Here is a 20474-nt window from a genome sequence, read left to right as displayed (position 1 = left end):
GGAGCCCAACATGACACACACTCTTACACTCCCTCGTTCAGTTGAATGGAAGGAAACGTTTATTTCACTGCTTGACCAGCAGCTATTACCAAACACAGTTGAATATATTAAGCTACATACTTTACAAGACGTATGGGACGCTATCGTTACGCTAAAAGTACGAGGGGCACCTGCAATCGGCATTACCGCAGCGTTTGGCTTAGCGCTTTCGCTTCAAAACTACGATGTACAGACGATTGAAGAATTCAAAAAAAAGCTGCAGGCCGACAAAGAATTTTTGGCGAGTTCTCGCCCAACAGCCGTCAACTTATTTTGGGCGTTAGAACGCGTAGTAAACAGCATCAATAGCGCCATTTCCATAAATGAGGCTAAAACACTTGTTATTCATGAAGCGATTCAAATTCAAGCGGAAGATGAAGCCACCTGCTACCGCATAGGTGATTATGCATTATCGCTGTTTAATAAACACGATCGTGTTATGACAATTTGTAATGCTGGCTCGATTGCCACAGCATATTATGGAACTGCTTTAGCGCCTTTTCATATTTCAAAAGAGCGTGATATTCCGCTGAAAGTATTTGCGTGCGAAACACGCCCCGTTCTCCAAGGGTCACGCTTAACGGCATGGGAGCTTCAAAAATCAGGCGTAGATGTGACACTTATCACAGATAGTATGGCTGCACATACCATTAAAACAAAAGGGATTAATGCCATTATTGTCGGAGCTGACCGTATTGCAGCTAACGGTGACACTGCTAATAAAATTGGAACATATGGGCTTGCACTTTTAGCAAAAGCATTTAATATTCCGTTTTATGTAGCAGCTCCAAAATCAACGTTTGATTTATCGATCGCATCAGGAGCAGAAATTCCAATTGAAGAGCGCTCTGCAAAGGAAATTACGCATATCGGTGATGTACAAGTTGCTCCAGACAATATTTCTGTTTATAACCCGGCATTTGACGTTACGCCAAGTGAATTCATTACGGCCATCATCACAGAGCATGGCATTATTCACTCACCTTCTGTCGATACAATTAAACTCGTACTAAACTAAAAAAGAGAGAATCTCAGGTTACAATGAGATTCTCTCTTTTTTGCTTTGTAACATAAATGTAACAGTAATTTATCATCTACCTACATATATTATAGTTAGTTTTATCATGTTAAGCGAAATCTGTATAGGAGGGGTAGCTATGACCAAACAAGAACATCCCGACTCAACCTGTAAAAAGCGAAAGCAGCGGGCACGAAAGGAGCAATTTCAGCTTTTAGATGTTACAAATCAAACCATTCAGCAAGATCATTCAGACGAAACGTTCACGTCCGTAGATGGTGTATTTGTACAAGGGGAAGGATGGAAGCTAGAGAACGATGATGAAGCCTAGCAGCGCTACGCTAATACAACCTTTCCGTTTGCTACTTGTATTCCTTCTAACGTTAAAAGCTTCTCTTTTAAATGAACCTGTGCTCCTGCATAGCCAGTTAAATCTTTTGATGCGCCAACAACACGATGACAAGGTAAAAAGATAGGTAGACGGTTTCTACGATTTGCTTGTCCTACGGCACGAACAGCTTTTGGCTGTCCAATCATACTTGCTAACTGTTTATAGGAAATGACTTCTCCATATGGTATGGTTTTAAGTTCTTTCCACACCTTTTGCTGAAAAGCCGTTCCTGTTATTTCTAACGGAAGATCAAAGTTTTGCCGCGTTTGAACTACATACTCATGTAGCTGCTTTGTCGCTTCTTTAATATATTCATGATTTTCGAGCAAAGTGGCCGTTCCCTTTGTTTGTAACATCAACTCATCAAAAGAAAAGAATAAACCGGAAATCCCTTTATCAGAACATGTAACATACACATGTTCATTGTCAAACAGCGGAATGCTTCCATAGTAATTCATCGTTTTCTCCTCTCTCTATTGTACTTGGGAAACGGGTAACATCACATGAAATGTTGTTCCGACCCCTAACTCACTTTCTACTTCAATATATCCCTTATGTTCTTCTACTATCTTATAAGACACCATCAGTCCAAGTCCAGTTCCTTTTTCTTTTGTGGTATAAAACGGTTCTCCTAGCTTACGAATTCGCTCTGGGGGCATGCCTTCTCCTTCATCATGAATGGATACTCTCATATAGCGATTGTTACGATGCTTGACCTCTATGGAGATTACCCCTCCACCCTTCATCACTTCAATTGCATTTTTAATTACATTAATAAACACTTGTTTTAGCTGATGAGGCTCACAATAAACCTTTGACAATGATGGATCGAAGTCTGTTTCAAATTGAACATTTTCAAGTAAAGCTTGAGCATTCAATAAATCAATCGTCTCTTGTACGATGACGGCTAGTGATTTCTCTTCAAATTTAATTGCTTGTGGCTTAGCTAATACTAAAAACTCTGTAATAATTGATTCAATTCGCTGCAGTTCAGACGTAATAATATCAAAATAAAGCGAATGACCTTCTTTCATGCTATCTTCAAGTAGCTGAATAAAACCTTTTAATGCGGTCATTGGATTTCTTATTTCATGCGCAATGCCAGCTGCAAGCTGCCCTACTACTTGAAGCGTATCCGATTTCCGAATTTGCTCCTCCATTTGCTTTTTCTCCGTTACATCGCGAATAATTGTCATGTATAGGCCTGGTAAAATACCTTTTTTCGTCGAAAACTCAATTTGCTTCACTTTACCGCTAGCTGTTTTATACTGAATGTCCCCTTCTCCTTCACCTTTGCTCTCAATCGTAGCCTTATGCTCAATGACTAAATCAAAGTTAGAGGATGATAAAAACATTTCCATCGTTTGGGAACAAATCTCTTCCTTCGTTTGTTCTAAAATTTCACAAGCAGGCTCATTAACATCAATGATTTGCTGCTCTCCGTCCCATAAGATTAAGCCATCTATGGAACCATCAAAGATTTTACGAAACTTTTGTTCATTATTCCGAAGTTCTTGCTCCATTTTGGTTCGCTCGCTGATATTGCGAAAAATGGTTAAATGATAGCCTTCAATAATGCCTTTTTTCCCTGTAAACTCAAGCTCTTTTTCTTCTCCGTTTGGCATATAAAAGGTAAGCTCTTCCCGAATCTCTTCCTGCTCAATAAATTGATAATAAAGCTTCCATACGTGACGATCTTTTTTATTAATAAACGTTTGAAGATTTGTGCCGATTAGTTCTTCTAAGGGTAGTTCAAATGTTCTGGAAGAAGCTGCGTTAGCATTTACAATTACCCCGTCATGACGCCAAATTAAAATAGCTTCAATTGCATCTTCAAAAATGGCTCGAAAATTTTTCTCACTTCGCAACAATTTCTGCTCCATTCTTCTTTTTTCCGTTACGTCACGCATAATTGACATATAGTAACGACTATAAATATTTGCGGTTGTCGTGAATTCAAAAAAAGTTACGTCTCCATTTTCAAGCTTAATCGGAAGTTCTCCGCTCGCTTTTCCTTGCTGCTGAAGAAGGCGCCATAATTTTTTTAGCTTATAGTGATAAGCAGGCTCAACTAATTCTGTTAACGTTTTTGTTAATAAGTATTCTTTTGAAAAATTCAACCGGTCACAAAACGATGGATTGACATCAATCAGCTGCCCTGCTCGATCAAAAATGACAATCCCATCAACCGCTTCGTTGAATACGTCCATAAACATATGCTGACTCAAAAAGCGTTCGTTCTCCACCATTTTTTGTGCTGTAATGTCACGGAAAGTACAAATCGTACTGCCAGAGGCTTCGCTTCGTTGTTCGCACGTAAACTCTACATATTTTACGATGCCATTTTGCAAGCTCATTGTACCTTTATAAGTAAACTTCTGATTTTCTACTAGCGTTGGATAATAATCATTGATGACATCATACGGAAACAACATAAGAAAGTCTTTTAATTGATATGCAATCAGTTCATCATAATGTTTGTCAAATAACTGACTGGCTGCTTCATTAACATGCTGAACGCAAAAATTCTCGTCAAATACAATAATTGCATCTGAAACTGCATTAAAAATGGCACGCAACTGCTTTACTTCTTCGCGTTGGTCTTGTTCAATCGGTAGTTGCCGATGTGGAGCCATGCCACATCCTCCTTTCTAAACTCTTTCTTCCTATCAAAAGACAAAGCTATTTCGACAAATTCCTACTCTCTTTCATAATCTAACGATTCCCAGGTAGATATGTGCGCAGTCATTGATAGGCACATTAGTCACTAATACACTATTATTCTACAAATTTCTTTTTTCACCTTTAAAAAACCAATGAAAATCTTCCTGAAAAAAGTCCGCTACGCGTACATCTATACACATAGCGGACTTTTTAAAAATTATTTCCAGAAATCGTCGAATACTGAAATAGGCAGGCTGCGTTTATGAGCTGTTTTAACGAAATGACTCTCAATTTTCCTACTTGCTTCCTCCCCAACTTCTTTACCTTCTAAATAGTCATCAATTTGATTATATGTAACTCCTAATGCTTCTTCATCTGGCAGCTGTGGACGATCTTCTTCTAAATCAGCTGTCGGTTGTTTTAAATATAAATGTTCAGGGCAACCTAATTCTTTTAACAGCTGTTTGCCTTGGCGCTTATTAAGACGGAAAATCGGCACTAAATCTGCGCCACCATCTCCAAATTTCGTAAAGAATCCAGTCACTGCCTCTGCAGAATGATCCGTACCAAGCACAACTCCTTGATGCATGCCAGCAATGCTATACTGTGCAATCATACGTTCACGTGCTTTTACGTTTCCTTTGTTAAAGTCAGAAACAATTTCTCCCGTTGCTTCTTCGACTGCCGCAATCATTGCATCTACAGCAGGCTTAATGTTAACAGCAACCGAACGACTTGGTTGAATGAAGGCTAGAGCGTCTTGACAGTCTTGTTCATCAGCTTGTACACCATACGGTAGACGCACAGCGATAAACTGATATGTTTCTTCGCCTGCTTCTTCATTTAATTCTTCTATAGCCATTTGGGCAAGCTTACCTGTTAACGTAGAATCTTGGCCTCCTGAAATGCCTAGTACAAATGAACGTAAAAACGAGTGCTTCTTCATATATTCTTTTAAAAAGTCGACACTTCTACGAATTTCTTCTTTAGGGTCAATAACTGGCTTTACTTTCATTTCGTCAATGATGTACTGTTGCTTCGTCATATGGTCCTCTCCCTACCTCTAATTGTCTAATTGTTATACATGAGTTAATAGCTGAGACGCTCTAGAGCGCGCTTCATTGATTTTATCCATCTTATTATTCCAACAATTTGTGCTAAGGTCCACAGGGTATTCGGTTGGTCGCAGCACTTCTTCGTTCGATTTAGCAATCATTTTATAGTCATCCCACAAATGATTAAGATTTTGTAAGCAATATGCGCGCATCTCTTCGACTGACGGCTGTTTGTAGATGAGTTTACCAGATTCAAAAATTTGCTTATGAATCTTACGGGCATGAAAATCTGTGACAAACTTACTTACATGAGTATAAACCGGATGAAACATCTTCAAATGATGCTCATCGTTTGGCTGCTCATTCTGCATGGCAATATAATCGCCTTCCCATTTTCCGTTTACTTGATTAACAATACGGTATACATCCTTTAATCCAGGCGTCGATACCTTTTCAGGATTATCTGACAGCTTAATGGTATCAACAAGCTCCCCGTTTTCACCTTCAATTGATACAAGTTTATAAACTGCGCCAAGCGCGGGCTGATCATATGAAGTAATCAGCTTTGTGCCGATACCCCAGCCGTCAATTTTAGCTCCTTGTGCTTTCAAATCCATGATACTATGTTCATCTAAATCATTTGAAGCAAAAATGCGCGCGTTTTGAAACCCTGCTTCATCTAGCATCCGTCGTGCTTCTTGAGATAAATAAGGAAGCTTTCCGCTATCTAAGCGAATACCAACAAAATTAATGCGATCCCCCATCTCTTTAGCAACGCGAATCGCATTTGGAATTCCTGACTTGAGGGTATTGTACGTATCAACAAGGAAAATGCAGTTTTGATGAGATTCCGCATATTTTTTAAACGCAGTATATTCATCACGGTACACCTGTACCAGCGCATGAGCATGCGTTCCAGAGATTGGAATACCAAACACTTTTCCTGCTCGCACATTGCTAGTCGCATCAAACCCTCCAATATAAGCTGCTCGCGCTCCATATAACGCTGCATCAAGCTCGTGAGCTCTCCTTGCTCCAAATTCCATCAAACGATTATCACTTTGCTCATACACCGCATCTTCTCCAGCTGCTAAGCGAATTCGGGAAGCCTTGGTTGCAATTAATGGGTGAAAGTTTAAAATGTTTAAAAGCGGTGTTTCAATAAGCTGTGCTTCTCCTAACGGTGCATCCACTTGAAGAATAGGTTCATTCGCAAAAATCATTTCACCTTCTACCACCGATTTAACGTTACCCGTAAAACGAATTCCTTTTAAATAATCAATAAATTCATCTTCATAGTGCAGCTCGCTGGATAAATAATCGAGATCACTTTCTGAAAATCGAAAATTCGCGATGAAATCAATCATTCGTTCTAGTCCTGCAAAGACTGCGTAGCCATTATCAAAAGGCATTCGACGAAACGAAGCTTCAAATACAGACCTGCGTTTATGAATTCCATCTTTCCAATATGTATTGGCCATATTTAGCTCATACAAATCTGTATGTAAAGCTAAGCTATCGTCAGCATATCGCCTGCTCATCATTCGTACCCCCAACAATTTTTACAATTCCATTATATTTGTGTAAACCTCTTTACAATAGAGTAAGTATAATACATTCCCTCATTTAAATAAATAAACAGATACTAGAAAAGCAAATTTTCTAGAGAGGATTTCTTATCACTTTTATACTTTGTCCATTAAATGTGCTACAATAGTGAATTGGTTTAAGATTATGTTAAATAAAGGAGCCTTTTTACATGAACATTGTTGTCAGTACATTGAATGCCAAATACATTCACACATCTTTGGCCCTTCGATGTTTAAAAGCATACGCAGAACCTGACTATCACGTTGAGATGGCTGAATATACGATTAAAGATCCAGCGATGAATATCGTGACGGATTTATATAAGCGCAATCCTGATATCATTGGATTTAGCTGCTATATTTGGAACATTGAAGAAACGATTACAGTCGCACAAATGTTAAAAAAAATTAACCCTAACCTAACGATTATTTTCGGTGGACCGGAAGTAACATATGATATTCCGTACTGGCTAGACCGTATCCCAGAAGCTGATTTCATTGTAATTGGTGAAGGAGAAGAAACGTTCAAGCAGCTCTTAGATGAGCTTCATGGAAACCGTCAGTTTGAAAACGTCAGCGGTGTTGCATTTAGACAAGATGGGAAACACGTAGTGAATCCACAGCGCAATAAAATTGATCTTCGCGAAATGCCTTCACCGTTCCGGTTTGAAGAGGATCGCAATTCTTTATCTAAGCGTGTTGTCTATATTGAAACAAGTCGCGGCTGTCCGTTTAGCTGTCAGTTCTGCTTATCTTCTATTGAAGTAGGCGTGCGCTACTTTGACCGCGAGAAAATCAAAGATGACATTCGCTATCTAATGGATAACGGTGCTAAAACCATCAAATTTGTGGACCGCACATTCAACATTAGCCGCAGCTATGCTATGGAAATGTTTCAGTTCTTAATTGACGAGCACAAGCCTGGTACTGTTTTCCAATTCGAGATTACGGCTGACATCATGCGTCCAGAAGTTATTCAGTTTTTAAATGACCATGCACCAGCTGGACTCTTCCGCTTTGAAATTGGTGTCCAGTCGACAAACGATGCTGTAAACGAGCTTGTAAAGCGTAAGCAAAACTTCACAAAGCTTACTCGTACCGTTACGATGGTCAAAGATGGCGGTAAAATCGATCAGCACTTAGACTTAATTGCAGGCCTTCCTGATGAAGACTACCATTCGTTTAAAAACACGTTTAATGACGTATTTGCTCTGCGTCCAGAAGAGCTTCAGCTCGGGTTCTTAAAGATGCTTCGTGGAACAGGTTTACGCCTTAGTGCGCAGCGTTACAACTATCAGTTTATGGACCAGTCACCGTATGAAATTCTAAGTAATAACGTTCTGCCGTTTTCTGATGTTGTTCGTATTAAGCACGTTGAGGATATCTTAGAGAAATTCTGGAATGATCACCGCATGGACGAGACGATTGAGTTCCTGGTCCAGAACTGTTACGAAACGCCATTTGATTTCTTCCAAAACTTTGGTACGTTCTGGGATGAGATGGGCTGGGCACGTATTGGACACCAGCTTGAAGATTTGTTTAAACGCTTAAAGCAATATATTGAAACAGAAAGCTTTAAAAACGAAGCAATCATTGAAGGCTTCATGAAGATTGACTATTTATTCAATCAAAAACACAAGCCTCGCAAACCTTGGTGGGATGATAAGTTAGATAAGCAAGTTCGTTCTCATTACTATCAGCAAATACTTGCAAAGCCAACGGTATTAGGCGATGACTTTGTCGATGAAAACCTAACGGAAAAAGAGCTTTATAAGCACACTGTTCTTGAGCTGCTTCCATTTGATTATGCATACTACAAAAACACTGGAAAAATTGTAGAAAAGCAGTCTTTAATTTTATTCTACTATGATCAAAAAGCCAACGAGACGAAACTGTTTACCTCTCCTGTTGAAGCCTTTGATTTGCCAGTAGTGAGCTAATCGGAAAAGACCTCGATACGCGTATCGAGGTCTTTTTTTAACAGTTCTTTTTTTGCTTTTTCTTATGTTTTTTCTCAGCTTTTGCAATTTCAGCCATCTCTAAAAACTTAGCTGCGTTTGGATCACCCATTTCAGGTCCAAACTCCTCTTGTAAAAGTTGTGTTTGCTTTTCTTTCGAGTGGGCAAGGTGTCTATGATCTTTTTTCGTCATTTGCTTTGTCCTTGCTTTCCGTGCTTTGAATTACGGTTTGCTGCTTTATATGTGTCTTCTCCGCCATATTCAGCTGAAAATTCTGTATCGGGTAAGCTTTCTTTTGGCGTTTGATTATTTTTTTGTGCTGGATTATGTGCTACTTTACGTTTTGCCATTGTAATAACCTCCTCATAAGATTATAAGCATTTGCTCTATACTAGCTTGTGCAAGTGCATAGATCTTATGAGCAGTAAAACCTGTCAAAACGCTTAATGAATTACCCAATAATAATGCGTTCTTTTGGATAATGATAGTCTGGTTCTGTTTTTGGACGACGAAGCATTAGAATAAATACGAGCATTCCAATTCGACCGATAAACATCAGAATAATAATGAGTATTTTCCCTACATCTGATAAGCCACTCGTGATTCCCATTGATAAGCCTGTCGTTCCAAAGGCTGAACACACTTCAAAAATAATCTCTGTTAAAGAAAACGACTCTGTGATTGTTAAAATAATAACAGAAGTGGAGCAGATAATAATGGCAAACATAGACACAGCCACAGATTTAGTAATATCATCTTCATGAATTTCTCGTCTAAAAATCTTTATTGTTTTACTTCCTCTTGCATAATAAAACAAAAATAAAATATTTAGAGCAAACGTGGTCGTCCGAATCCCTCCACCGACGGAGCTTGGAGATGCTCCAATGAACATCATGGCACTCATGATAAGCAGCGTCGGTAGCGTAAATTCACTAACATCCATCGTGGCTACTCCACCACTTCGGGTTGCGGCTGATTGAAAAAAGGCATAGAAGAATGCTTCATGCCAAGACTTCCCTGCCATAAACGCATTCTGTTCTAAAAGCAAAATTAACAAAGTTCCAACAGCTAACAAGGCTAAGAACATAATAGACGTTAATTTTGCAAAAAGAGAAAACTGAAACTTACGCTTTTCTTTACGCTTTAAAAAGAAGTGCTTAACTTCAATTAGAACTGGAAAACCAATTGCTCCTAGCGTAATTAAGAGCACCGTCACGACTTGAACAAAATAGTCGTTAGCATATGGAACAAACGAAGCTCCAGTTATATCAAACCCAGCGTTTGTTGTCGCACTAACAGATGCAAAAAAACCATGTAAAAATGCTTCTTTCCAATCTAAATAATATTGATGAAAGTGAAGCGTTAATACCAATGCACCAATTGCCTCAATGGCAAAAATAAGAAGCAGTACATTTCTCATTAAATTAACGAGTCCAGATAATTTGGACTGATTATGATCCATCATAATTAATTGTCGTTCTTTTAAGCCAATCTTTTTTCCAATTAAAAGCCAAATAAATGTACTTAGTGTCATAACACCGATTCCACCTATTTGAAAAATAAATGCTAAAATAAAATATCCGAATGTGCTGAACGTCTCAGCTGTTGAAACGGGCGTGAGGCCTGTTACGCTTACCGCGCTAACAGCAATAAATAAACGGTTAATTAAATCTAGCTCCACCCCTGGCTTTAATGCTGCTGGAATGCTTAAAAGTAAAAAACCAACCGTCACGGCCGTCAAATAAAAGCCGACAATAATTTGTGCTGAGGACATTTGCCTAATTCGATGTTTCCAATTTCGACGCATGATAGACATTCCTTTTTTTATAATACATAATAGCTTTCCCTTCTTTTTGAACTTTTCTTCCTTATGTATTATTTTCTTTTACTCACTAAAAGAAGAGATAGCTTTATTTAGTATAAAAGAACAAGTGACCGTTGTCATTACCAAACAGGAATTTCAGTATAAAAAGTTCTTTTTCCCATTAATAATAAAAGCTGTACGTGCAGGAAAACCACTACACGTACAGCTTTTATTCTAGCTACATTTCGCTTATTAAAAAGTTTTACTTTGAACGCTTTTGTAGCCAATCACCAATTGTTGGGTACGTTTCTTTAACCGCTTTTGGACCAAATACAACTGAAACGTGTCCTGTTTGAAGAAGCTTATATTCTTTATCTTTACTTGAAACAGCATCCATTAACGCAGCAACTTGATGAGGCATTGCAATGTGATCTCTGCTTGCAGCAATGTTAAGAATATTAGCCTTAATATTTTTTAAATCAACCTTTTGTCCACGAATATCTAGCTCGCCATTAATCAGCTTATTTTGCTGATAAAAATCTCGAATCCACTGACGATATGCTTCACCTGGGAACGGAATGCCATCGGCTACCCACTTTTGCATAAGCTTCCAGCTTTCAACAAAGCGTTGATTTTCTGAACGATCAACTAGCGTTACGTAAGGACCGTAGAAATTTGTAATTGGCTTTAGCATCTTATTACCAAAGTCAATCATTTCAGGTGGAATGTTACCTAGCGTATCGACGGCTTTATCTAAGTTAAAGTAGCGTTCATCTAGAAATGCGCCGTATAAACCAGTGTCTGAAAAATCAAACGGACTTGTCATAAAGATCAAGTTTTTAATTGGCAATTCATCATGTAAAGCCGCAAAAGCTGCCGTCATCGTACCACCCATACAATAACCTAACACGGACAAGTTAGGTGCTTTTGAGTGACGCAGTACTTTTTTTGCAGCGCGCGGAATGTAGTCCATGATATAATCATCCAATTTCATACCGCTATCTTCTACGCCAGGCGTACCCCAATCTAACAGGTACACATCAAAGCCACGCTCTAATAAATATTCCACTAGGCTATTGCCAGGTGTTAAATCGAGAATATATGGTTTATTGATAAGAGCATATACAAGTAAAATTGGCGTCTTGTGTAGTTTTTCTTGAGTTGGAGTGTAACGATATAGCTTCGCTTTATTCTTTTTCCAAATCACTTCTTTTGGCGTCAATCCTACCTCTGGCTCTGCTTCCGTTGTGACAATTTCATAAGCACGCTTAAAGCGTCGAGCTGAGCTTTTATATTCGCTAGGCATTGATTTGATTAACTTTTCCCATTCTTGGATATATGGAGTTGCCATGAAAACATCCACCTTTCTTTTTAATCATGAGCGAAAAAGCACAGCCCCGACAAAACGTCAGGGCTACTTTTATATGAACGAACAATTACATGTATAAGCCACCGTTAATGTTTAGTTGTTGACCTGTGATATAAGCTCCGTCTTTAACTAAGTACACAACGCCACGTGCAATTTCATTTACTTGACCAAAGCGGCGCTTTGGAATTTTCGCAACAATATTAGCACGTACTTCTTCTGGAATTGCCATTACCATTTCAGTTTCAATAAAACCAGGGCAGATAGCATTAACCGTTACGTTTGTTTTTGCTAACTCAAGTGCCAGCGACTTTGTGAAGCCTACCATACCAGCTTTTGCAGCTGCATAGTTTGTTTGGCCGAACCCGCCTGCTTGACCGATAATAGATGAAATGTTAATGATGCGGCCTGCTTCTGCTTCTACTAAGTCACCTAAAGCAGCAGAAGTTGTGTTATACACACTATGTAAATTAACATCAATTACTTTCTTCCAATCTTCTTCTCCAAGCTTTTTGAAAGAACGATCGCGCGTAATACCAGCGTTATTTACTAAGATATCAAGCTGGCCAAACGCTGCTTTTGTTTCTTCAACAAGGTGTTTAGCTTGATCTGCATACGATACGTCCGCTTGAACAGCAATCGCTGAACCGCCGTTTTCTCTAATTTCATTGACAATAGCTTCTGCAGATTCTTTACTACTGTTATAGTTTACAGCTACCTTAACACCTTGTGATGCTAATTCACGTGTAATAGCCGCTCCAATTCCTTTAGATCCACCTGTTACGATTGCTACTTTACCTTGTAATTCTGTCATCAAAAATTCCCCCTGGTCTCATCAATTGTAATTGTTCTACATAAACAGTAGTATGATGTGTTTACTTGTCCCCTTGTCTTACTTTTGAGCCGGTTGCTCGCTCGGCTTTTCTACTTTTACTTGCTCTAACAGCTCGGCTTTTAGCTGTTCACCTTGCTCTTTAATTTGCTCTTGAATTAACTCTTGCAGCACAGTTTGCGTATCCTGCTGCTCTTCAAGCAGTGACAATACCTTATCTAGCTTTTTGTCTAACGACTTTACATCTGACTTCAGCTTAGTGACTTCACGCTTGAAAGCTGGACTATCTTGCTTGTCTTCAAGATCATCGAAACGATCTTCTAACGCCTCTACCTTTTCCTCTACGTTAATAACAAGTGAAGCTACGTTTGCTACATCTTCTTTTGTTGGAATGTTGACCTGTTGAAAATAGCGCCCTGTTACTTCGTTAATAGCTTGTTGATACTGAAGGTTCATGTTCAGAACGTTTCCCATCATTTGTGAGAACTCTTCTCTGTTCATATTGTCTCCAATAACTTTTCCCCAGTAAGACTCAGTTTTGTCATATACGTCTTTCCATGCTTGAAACGGATCTAACATCTTTTGCTGTTCCAATTTTCCATCTCCTTTCCACGTAATTAAAAGTGATGGCTTTCAATATGCTCATGACGAAAACGCATGTGGACATATTAGGAAGCACGAAGTAAACGCAATCATTATCATCAATAAGAACGCTTACTATTGTTTAATTTGTTTTCTACTTGCGCCAACAAAATGTAAAAGTGTTAAAAATATCTTACGTATACTATTATAGAGTTGTTTGATATGATAAACAATTCCCAATCTTTGATTATTTTTGAAAAGTTTTGACAGAAATTGTCGAAACTTTTTGTTTTTTTGTCGTTTTCTAAAAAAACAAAAGGGAATGATTGACTTTTACCTCACCTAGGTGTAAATTACATATATAGAGATAAATTACCAAAAAGGGGTGATTAACTTGAGTACAAGTAAAGAAGATAACGCCTCTGCTTCAAACTCCGCTAACCTTGAAAAATCGATTAGTGGTGCACCAAAAAACTTTATGATTCCTTTTTTATTACTGAGCCTTCGGGGTTGGAATTTACATGGTTATAAGCTAATTCAACAGCTAATGAGCTTTGGCTTTACATCCGTCGACCAAGGAAACGTATATCGCACCTTGAGACAGCTTGAAAAAGATAACCTTATTACTTCACAATGGGATACATCTGCTGAAGGACCAGCTCGACGTATCTACTCATTAACGGAAGCTGGCGAACAATACTTAACAATGTGGGCTTCATCATTAGAGCAATATCAAAATATGTTGGATTCATTCTTTTCCATGTATACCGACATGTTTTTCCCATTCAGCTCAGGTACAAAAAAAGATGAGAATCAAAAGTAATTTACATGTACAAAAGGAGTCACGTAGTTTGATGCTGCGTTTCCTTATATAAAAATAACGGCTATTTCGCGAGCTAGCTGAAATGTTAAGCCTTACACCTACGACAAACACCACTAACGTTTCATAAATTTATTCTGTTCGCAAGCCAATCAACCGAGGAGGAATTTGATTATGGCAACAGTAAAGTATGAAACAGTAATCGATGCAATGTGGGATCAATGGACAAAAGGATTAGAAAACATCGCTGAAGGAAATAAGCAAGTTGAGCTTTGGACGTTAAAAACATTAGAGCAACAGCAAGAATTTGTCTCAAAAGCAGTTGAACAACTTCAAGAAGTTGATAAGCAATGGAAAGCTGAGCTTGAAAACCTTCAGAAAAGAACAGTTGAAAATTTACGTAAAACTGCAGGCAACGCTGTGGCAGACTCATACGAAGAGTGGACGAATCGTATGAGCGAAGCATTAAGCAAGCTACAATCATTATCTGTAAACCAAAGCAAAACTGGTTATACAATGGTGAAACAAGCACAAGAGCAATACCACCAAGTCATCACACAGCTACTAGAAGAGCAAAAGAAAACGCGTGAAGAGCTTCAACAAGTATCTGATGCGTACGTAGAGCAAGTAAAATCTCTACAAAAATCATTTGCTCAATCAGTTGATCAATATGCAGTTGTAAAATAAAACAAAAAAGCCTAACTTCTTCTGAAGTTGGGCTTTTTATTATCTCCTTCAAACCATTACCAGTATGGCAAGAAAACGAGAGTACATACTACGACTACAACGATAATTATTCGTTGAACTTAAAAAAGGAGAGAATGAAACCATGGCTAAATCAAATAAATTATTAGTTCCTGGCGTTGGACAATTTTTAGATCAATACAAAGCAGAAATCGCTCAAGAATTTGGAGTAACTTTAGGCTCTGATACGGTTGCTCGTAGCAACGGATCAGTTGGTGGGGAAATTACAAAACGTCTAGTACAACAAGCTCAAGCTCATTTAAACGGGCAAAACAAATAATTTTAACAACTTCATAACATGGCTAAAAGCAGGTGCTCTAGGCACCTGCTTTTCTCATGCAAAAAAAGAGGATGGGACATAACAAAACAAATTTCCAAAAAGAAGAACAACTCCTTTTCTCACCTCTTTACGTTGTTAGAATACGTTTGTTCCATTGCGCTACGGCCACTCGCTTTCCACGGGGAGGAACCTGAGCTTCCTCGCTGCGCTGTGGGATCTCAGTTTTCCCTCTCTTTCCCGCAGGAGTCGAGGGTTCTACGCTCCATTCCACCCTGTTTCCAACATTGTTTTCACAATCAACAAAAAACCTGAATGATTAAAAGCGAGTAACTCTCAATCGTTCAGGTTTATCGTTGGCTGAATTACTTATGTCTCAGCCTCTTTGATTATTGATGATCTACTTTTTTCAATGCATCTTGTGCATCATCTGAACCTTCAATTTCACTTTGATTTTTACCTTTCGATAAGAACCAGCCGCCAACAGCAATTGCAATCAGCACGATCCAAAAGAAAAGTTTCCATCCTTTTGACTCTGGGAAATGCTCATCAACAATTGCTAATTCAGGGTGAGCAAGCGTATATACTGCTAATTTAACCCCTACCCAACCAACAATTAAGAACGCAGCCGTTTCTAAACCTGGGCGTTGATTTAATAATTTTACGAACCATGTTGCTGCAAAGCGCATGATAATTAATCCAATTAATCCACCTGCAAAAATAACGGCGAACTGTCCACCATCTAGCCCACCAATCTTAGGTAGTGGAGTATTTGGAAGCGTGACAGCAAGAGCTACCGCTGCAAGAATTGAATCGACCGCAAACGCAATGTCTGCTAACTCTACTTTTAAAACAGTCATCCAAAAACCTGAACCCTTTTTTTCCTTTGTAACGGTTTCATCATGTTTTGACTTTTTCAAATAGCGTTTTACGAGATGATTTATTGCAATAAACAATAAGTACACTGCTCCGATTGCCTGTACTTGCCAAACATCCACTAAGAACGAGATTACAAATAGTGAACCAAAACGGAAGATAAATGCCCCCGCTAACCCGTAAAATAATGCTTTTTTACGCTGCTCTTCTGGTAAGTGCTTTACCATAATTGCCATTACAAGCGCATTATCCGCAGCTAAAATTCCTTCTAAGGCGATGAGAACAAGCAACACCCACCCATATTCTAATAACAATGATGCATCCATAAACATTCTCCTCTCTTTTCTCTCTTACTAATCTTTTTCCCTAATTCGGCAAAGAAAACACAAAAAGACCTTTACCAAATATGGCAAAGGTCTTGCTAAGCATAAATAAACTCGTTATGCCAACAAAGCCGATGGACAGAATCCATGGAATGACGACTTTGTTTCAGGTTTCCCTGACGCTACTCCCCTTTACTCCTTAGACGAAGTAAGTGTATTAAGTTATTATCATAATACGTAACTTTTTCCAACTTGTCAATGGAAGAATAGTTATTTATTTCTTTCCATTCAGTATACGTGCTAACTTGTGTAAAAATGTCTCAAAATGGATGGGTTTGGTGATATAATCTTCAAGCCCCATGTTCACTGCTTTTTCAATATCATCTTGTAGCGCATTCGCTGTAACTGCCATCACAGGTATGTCTTTTAGCTGACCTTGGCTTTTGATTACTCTTACTACTTCCTCACCTGGTATATCAGGTAAATTCATATCAAGTAAAATCACCTGTGGCTGTATCTTTCCGACAGCTTCAATTCCATGACGCCCGTTTTTTGCAACGAATAGCTCAACGTTTTCAACTGGCTTTCCAGTTTTTAAACACTGTATGGATGGAACTCATTACCTTCATCATTTGGTTTTGCTCCAACGTTTTCACATAAAACCATGCATGAACAATATACGCACCTAGTACAAATGAAATGATAGCACTGAGCAAGCTAGCCCATGGTTGAACTTGAAGTTGAAGTACTGCGCTGCTTTTTAATGAAAAAAGAAGTATATAGTGCGTAAGCAGAAGCGTTATACCGATTAGCATGCCTGAAACAATGGACATTTTTTTTATCATGTATAGCCAAGAGGATAATAAGCTTCCTAGGAAGGCCACTACTAACGAAGCACCTAATACCCAAGCATTAACTTGAAATGTGATTGGCGTGTAATAGGAAAGCAAGCTAATAACTTGTACCGCCCATACACCTAGTCCAAAAGACAAAGCTGACATCAACACCCATTTTTTATGAGGGCGTGGTGAGCTACTGCTTCTTTCAATTAAGTCTAAGGCTGTATAAGCAGCTAGAATGCCCACTACTATTGCCAGCAAAACGGTAAATAAATTATAATTCCCTTCCAGAGTCATTCGCTCCTTTCTCATAAGTAAGACGTAAAAACAGACGAACCGTTTCATAGGCTCGCCTGCTGTTACGTGCACGTACGTTGAATCCCGCTATTAATTGACCATTAAATCATGGAGCTGCTTTTGCACTTCTTGAATTTTCAATTTTGAGATATGGGCATATTCATCAAAATTCAAAAAATAAACAAGATACGTTTCATTTCTAGGAGTAATATGAGAAACTTTTTCCAGATTAACAATATAAGATCGATGCGTTTGACTAAAAATGTTAGGATCTAAATACATATAAATGTCACTGATGTTTTCATATGTTTCATATGTTCTTAACTCCGTAAAGATTAAACATTTCTTTCCTGATTTTTCAATAAAAATAATTTCGTTAATTGGGATATAGTAAGTAGATCCATTAAATTTAACAGGCAACCGCTTTGCTCTTGCTTTGGTTGGTGCCTCTACATCTTGTTTAACAAGCGTTTTTTTAGCGCGCTCTAAAGCTACATATAAACGCTGCTTTTCAATCGGTTTAATAATATAATCAAGCGCAGACAATTCAAAAGCTTCAACCGCAAACTGGTCATATCCCGTTATAAAGATAAAGCGTAAATCTGGTTTAATCTTCAAACATTCTTTGACAGCTTCCAACCCGCTCATATTCGGCATATTAATATCGACCAAAATAAGCTCTGGGCTTTGTACCATTACTTGCTGAATTAAATCTTCACCATCTCTGCAAGAGCCAATAACATCAAAGCCAGGTACCTGAGAAATAAAATATTCTAAGATTTCAATTGAATCTATATTATCATCTGCAATTAGTACTTTCACAAACGTCGCTCCTTCTAACATTCTTTCTAATCCTTTTACATCATCTATCCCGTCAAATTAACAACAAAAATGATTATTTATGCTGATGAGAGAAGCCTCTCTAGTTTCTCTCAAATTTAGTAAGTATTTGGATACCAAAAGTGTAGCATATAACCTTAACAACATATATATGAGAAATGAACTAATCAACTTATACACCAAGCCTATCATACTATATTTCTTCCACTTATACATAAAATAATACCTAAAAAACCACTATTTTATATAGGTGTTTTTAACTACATTAAAAAAAACGAAACAAAATAAATAAGCCCACCAGAAGAATTTACTTCCAGTGAGCTATATGCTTCACATGCTTATTTGCCTTTTTTTACAATGTCTTGTGCTTGCTTTGATACAAAGAAGCGGCCGTTTTTATCTTGTACGACAACGCTATTCATTTCAATTTCTTTTCCATTCACAACCGCAATATTTTTGTTAACAGGAAACTCAACCGTACGCTTGTTTGATTTTACAACTAGTACAGGGTTTTGTGAGTCTTGTTTATTTACTGTTACTTTAGCACCCTTAAATGCTTTTGTAGCCTCAATAAATAGCTCATCCGTTAGTTTATCTAAATCGAAGTTCATTGCTTTTGCCATGTGCTTGGCAAGATCCGTATTATCATAATGCCCAACTGGACGATCTACTCCATATGAATATAAAAACATATCTTCACCCGTATGACCACCTGTTGTAAAGCCTAGATTTGCACGATTTGCTAGCAATTTAGATAGCGTTTCTCCGATTGCGTCTTCATCTTTCGCTGTATCTAGCTGTTTCTTTTCATCAGTTGTTAACTTGTCTAGTCCGTATAAAGCAGCAACTTCTTCTTTATTTGATAAGTCTTCATTTAGAGAACCTATTGCTCCTTCTAGCGTCATTTTAGCTTTTTTCAGTGGGTCAATGTACGCAGAGACAGGTGTTGTATCATAGTTGTCATCTGTGTTTTCACTTCCAATTGAAATACCGCTATTGCCGTGATCTGACACTACAATAACCATTGTATTTTTATCTTTTTTCGCAAATTCAACTGCTTCTCCTACAGCTTTATCAAAAGCTAACACGTCGCTTACCATACCAATTGGATCGTTTGCATGTGCTGCCCAGTCTGGTTTACTACCTTCGACGAATAAGAAAAATCCATCCTTATCCTTAGAAAGCGTATTGATTGCTTTATCCGTCATTTCGGAAATCGTTGGTTCTTGAGGCTTTGTTTGTTCGCGGTCCATATCATAAGCAAGCGCTGAATCTGAGAATGAACCCCAAATTTTATCTGATTTTGATTTTAGCAACTCCTCGCGATTTTCCACAAAATCATAGCCCTTTTCATCAATTACTTCAACTAAGTTTTCACCGTCTTTACGGTTTTTACTACCTTCTCCTGTGACAAGTGATTGCTTACCCCCGCCGAGTACAACGTCCATATCTTGATACACCTGCTGTTCACCCAGGACATCAAAGTTATTACGATCATGATGATGCGCTGAAAAACCAGCTGGCGTTGCGTGCTGAATTTCAGAAGTTGCCACAATTCCTGTCGCTTTTCCAGATAGCTTTGCTCCTTCTAAAACATTGGCAACGGGGCGGTACTTGTCTCCTTCTTTTATTTGTTCGACACCAGGTGTTGTTACAAGTGAAGGAAGCACACCTACGTATCCAGAATTGGATTTATTACCAGTAGCCAATGCTGTTCCTGCTGGTGCTGAATCCGTAATTGCTGATTCAGCTGAATAGGCACGAACCCCTCCAGCCATTAGTTCATCCATGTGTAAAGGCGCGCCTTTGTACCATCTTGCTAATGTTGTCGTACTTGAGCTTGTTCCGTCCGTTACCATCATAATAACGTTTTTCGGTTTTTTCTCCTGCTGTTTTGGCCCTTTTGCTTCAGTTTCTACTAATGCATTTCCTAACCCAAAAGAACCAAGTGCTACAGCACCGGCAAGCGTTGCGCCTAATAATTTCTTTTTCATTTCATCGTGCTCCCTTCATATCGCTCTTTTTTCTACATGCTTAAATCTAACAATTCTTTGTAAATACACTTTTATGAAAATGTAAAAATTCGTTAAAGTCGCGTAAATCCCTGTTTACAAGCCAACAAATCCTTCAAATGCACTAATCCTTCAGGAGAAAAGTTT

General features: G+C 38.4%; 21 protein-coding genes and 1 riboswitch. Of the genes, 6 read left to right on the top strand and 15 right to left on the bottom strand.

Annotated features, from left to right (window positions below):
- Positions 1-10: 10 nt before the first annotated feature.
- Positions 11-1057: an S-methyl-5-thioribose-1-phosphate isomerase gene (mtnA, locus tag LZP85_RS04875; protein ID WP_119542942.1), complete on the top strand. Its 1047-nt coding sequence runs from the start codon at positions 11-13 to the stop codon at positions 1055-1057.
- A 139-nt stretch (positions 1058-1196) separates the two neighbouring features.
- Positions 1197-1388 (top strand): hypothetical protein, encoded by a 192-nt coding sequence (locus LZP85_RS04870; RefSeq protein WP_035320185.1) that lies wholly within the window; start codon positions 1197-1199, stop codon positions 1386-1388.
- 5 nt (positions 1389-1393) lie between these two features.
- Here LZP85_RS04870 and LZP85_RS04865 read toward each other — a convergent pair whose 3' ends face one another.
- The 4 genes from LZP85_RS04865 to LZP85_RS04850 form a co-directional block, all read right to left on the bottom strand.
- Complete coding sequence (locus tag LZP85_RS04865; RefSeq protein ID WP_061785081.1) at positions 1394-1906, bottom strand: methylated-DNA--[protein]-cysteine S-methyltransferase; 513 nt, start codon at positions 1904-1906, stop codon at positions 1394-1396.
- A 15-nt stretch (positions 1907-1921) separates the two neighbouring features.
- On the bottom strand, positions 1922-4084 hold the full coding sequence (locus LZP85_RS04860) for a PAS domain-containing sensor histidine kinase (RefSeq protein ID WP_119542940.1): 2163 nt from the start codon (positions 4082-4084) through the stop codon (positions 1922-1924).
- 245 nt (positions 4085-4329) lie between these two features.
- Positions 4330-5157 (bottom strand): NAD(+) synthase, encoded by an 828-nt coding sequence (gene nadE / locus LZP85_RS04855; protein ID WP_078990019.1) that lies wholly within the window; start codon positions 5155-5157, stop codon positions 4330-4332.
- 33 nt (positions 5158-5190) lie between these two features.
- Positions 5191-6708 (bottom strand): nicotinate phosphoribosyltransferase, encoded by a 1518-nt coding sequence (locus tag LZP85_RS04850; RefSeq protein WP_025908387.1) that lies wholly within the window; start codon positions 6706-6708, stop codon positions 5191-5193.
- A 218-nt stretch (positions 6709-6926) separates the two neighbouring features.
- On the opposite strand from LZP85_RS04850, the gene LZP85_RS04845 reads away from it, so the two are divergent.
- Positions 6927-8696: a B12-binding domain-containing radical SAM protein gene (locus tag LZP85_RS04845; protein WP_025910303.1), complete on the top strand. Its 1770-nt coding sequence runs from the start codon at positions 6927-6929 to the stop codon at positions 8694-8696.
- A gap of 37 nt (positions 8697-8733) precedes the next feature.
- Here LZP85_RS04845 and LZP85_RS04840 read toward each other — a convergent pair whose 3' ends face one another.
- The 6 genes from LZP85_RS04840 to phaR all read right to left on the bottom strand — a co-directional run bounded on the left by LZP85_RS04840 (position 8734) and on the right by phaR (position 13311).
- A complete protein-coding gene (locus tag LZP85_RS04840; RefSeq protein ID WP_167556157.1) occupies positions 8734-8907 on the bottom strand; it encodes a hypothetical protein in 174 nt (57 codons plus the stop codon).
- Positions 8904-9065, bottom strand: a complete 162-nt coding sequence (locus tag LZP85_RS04835) for a hypothetical protein (RefSeq protein ID WP_167556158.1) — start codon at positions 9063-9065, stop codon at positions 8904-8906. Before LZP85_RS04835 ends, LZP85_RS04840 begins: the two co-directional genes overlap by 4 nt.
- Before the next feature lie 101 nt (positions 9066-9166).
- Positions 9167-10591: a TrkH family potassium uptake protein gene (locus tag LZP85_RS04830; RefSeq protein ID WP_224840151.1), complete on the bottom strand. Its 1425-nt coding sequence runs from the start codon at positions 10589-10591 to the stop codon at positions 9167-9169.
- Positions 10592-10781: 190 nt separating this feature from the next.
- Positions 10782-11870: a class III poly(R)-hydroxyalkanoic acid synthase subunit PhaC gene (locus LZP85_RS04825; protein ID WP_025909636.1), complete on the bottom strand. Its 1089-nt coding sequence runs from the start codon at positions 11868-11870 to the stop codon at positions 10782-10784.
- Positions 11871-11955: 85 nt separating this feature from the next.
- Positions 11956-12699, bottom strand: a complete 744-nt coding sequence (locus tag LZP85_RS04820) for a 3-oxoacyl-ACP reductase (protein WP_025909637.1) — start codon at positions 12697-12699, stop codon at positions 11956-11958.
- Positions 12700-12777: 78 nt separating this feature from the next.
- On the bottom strand, positions 12778-13311 hold the full coding sequence (phaR, locus tag LZP85_RS04815; protein WP_206782766.1) for a polyhydroxyalkanoic acid synthase subunit PhaR: 534 nt from the start codon (positions 13309-13311) through the stop codon (positions 12778-12780).
- 382 nt (positions 13312-13693) lie between these two features.
- Here phaR and phaQ point away from each other — a divergent pair, with 382 nt between their 5' ends.
- The 3 genes from phaQ to LZP85_RS04800 all read left to right on the top strand — a co-directional run bounded on the left by phaQ (position 13694) and on the right by LZP85_RS04800 (position 15143).
- Positions 13694-14122: a poly-beta-hydroxybutyrate-responsive repressor gene (gene phaQ / locus LZP85_RS04810; protein WP_025909639.1), complete on the top strand. Its 429-nt coding sequence runs from the start codon at positions 13694-13696 to the stop codon at positions 14120-14122.
- A gap of 171 nt (positions 14123-14293) precedes the next feature.
- Positions 14294-14806, top strand: coding sequence for a polyhydroxyalkanoic acid inclusion protein PhaP (phaP, locus tag LZP85_RS04805; RefSeq protein ID WP_025909640.1), 513 nt, complete (start codon positions 14294-14296; stop codon positions 14804-14806).
- A 142-nt stretch (positions 14807-14948) separates the two neighbouring features.
- Complete coding sequence (locus LZP85_RS04800) at positions 14949-15143, top strand: alpha/beta-type small acid-soluble spore protein (protein ID WP_025910214.1); 195 nt, start codon at positions 14949-14951, stop codon at positions 15141-15143.
- Between the two features lie 386 nt (positions 15144-15529).
- Here LZP85_RS04800 and LZP85_RS04795 read toward each other — a convergent pair whose 3' ends face one another.
- The 5 genes from LZP85_RS04795 to LZP85_RS04775 all read right to left on the bottom strand — a co-directional run bounded on the left by LZP85_RS04795 (position 15530) and on the right by LZP85_RS04775 (position 20309).
- On the bottom strand, positions 15530-16342 hold the full coding sequence (locus LZP85_RS04795; RefSeq protein WP_076513067.1) for a TerC family protein: 813 nt from the start codon (positions 16340-16342) through the stop codon (positions 15530-15532).
- Between the two features lie 97 nt (positions 16343-16439).
- A riboswitch (yybP-ykoY riboswitch) is annotated at positions 16440-16542 on the bottom strand.
- Positions 16543-16613: 71 nt separating this feature from the next.
- Positions 16614-16946 carry a response regulator gene (locus tag LZP85_RS04790; protein WP_222482775.1) on the bottom strand — a complete coding sequence of 111 codons (333 nt, stop codon included), beginning with the start codon at positions 16944-16946 and terminating at the stop codon, positions 16614-16616.
- Entirely contained in the window at positions 16915-17475 is a 561-nt protein-coding gene (locus tag LZP85_RS04785; protein WP_119542938.1) for an MHYT domain-containing protein, read from the bottom strand. The genes LZP85_RS04790 and LZP85_RS04785 overlap by 32 nt, the downstream gene beginning before the upstream one ends.
- Positions 17476-17565: 90 nt before the next feature.
- Positions 17566-18297 (bottom strand): LytR/AlgR family response regulator transcription factor, encoded by a 732-nt coding sequence (locus LZP85_RS04780; RefSeq protein WP_226639061.1) that lies wholly within the window; start codon positions 18295-18297, stop codon positions 17566-17568.
- Positions 18298-18653: 356 nt separating this feature from the next.
- Positions 18654-20309, bottom strand: a complete 1656-nt coding sequence (locus tag LZP85_RS04775; protein WP_119542936.1) for an alkaline phosphatase — start codon at positions 20307-20309, stop codon at positions 18654-18656.
- Positions 20310-20474: the final 165 nt, after the last annotated feature.

The organism is Priestia flexa (assembly GCF_021441905.1).
In the GTDB taxonomy this organism is placed as follows: domain Bacteria; phylum Bacillota; class Bacilli; order Bacillales; family Bacillaceae_H; genus Priestia; species Priestia flexa.
The sequence above is the reverse complement of the archived record's forward strand: the minus strand, read 5'-3'. Positions and strand labels throughout refer to the sequence as shown.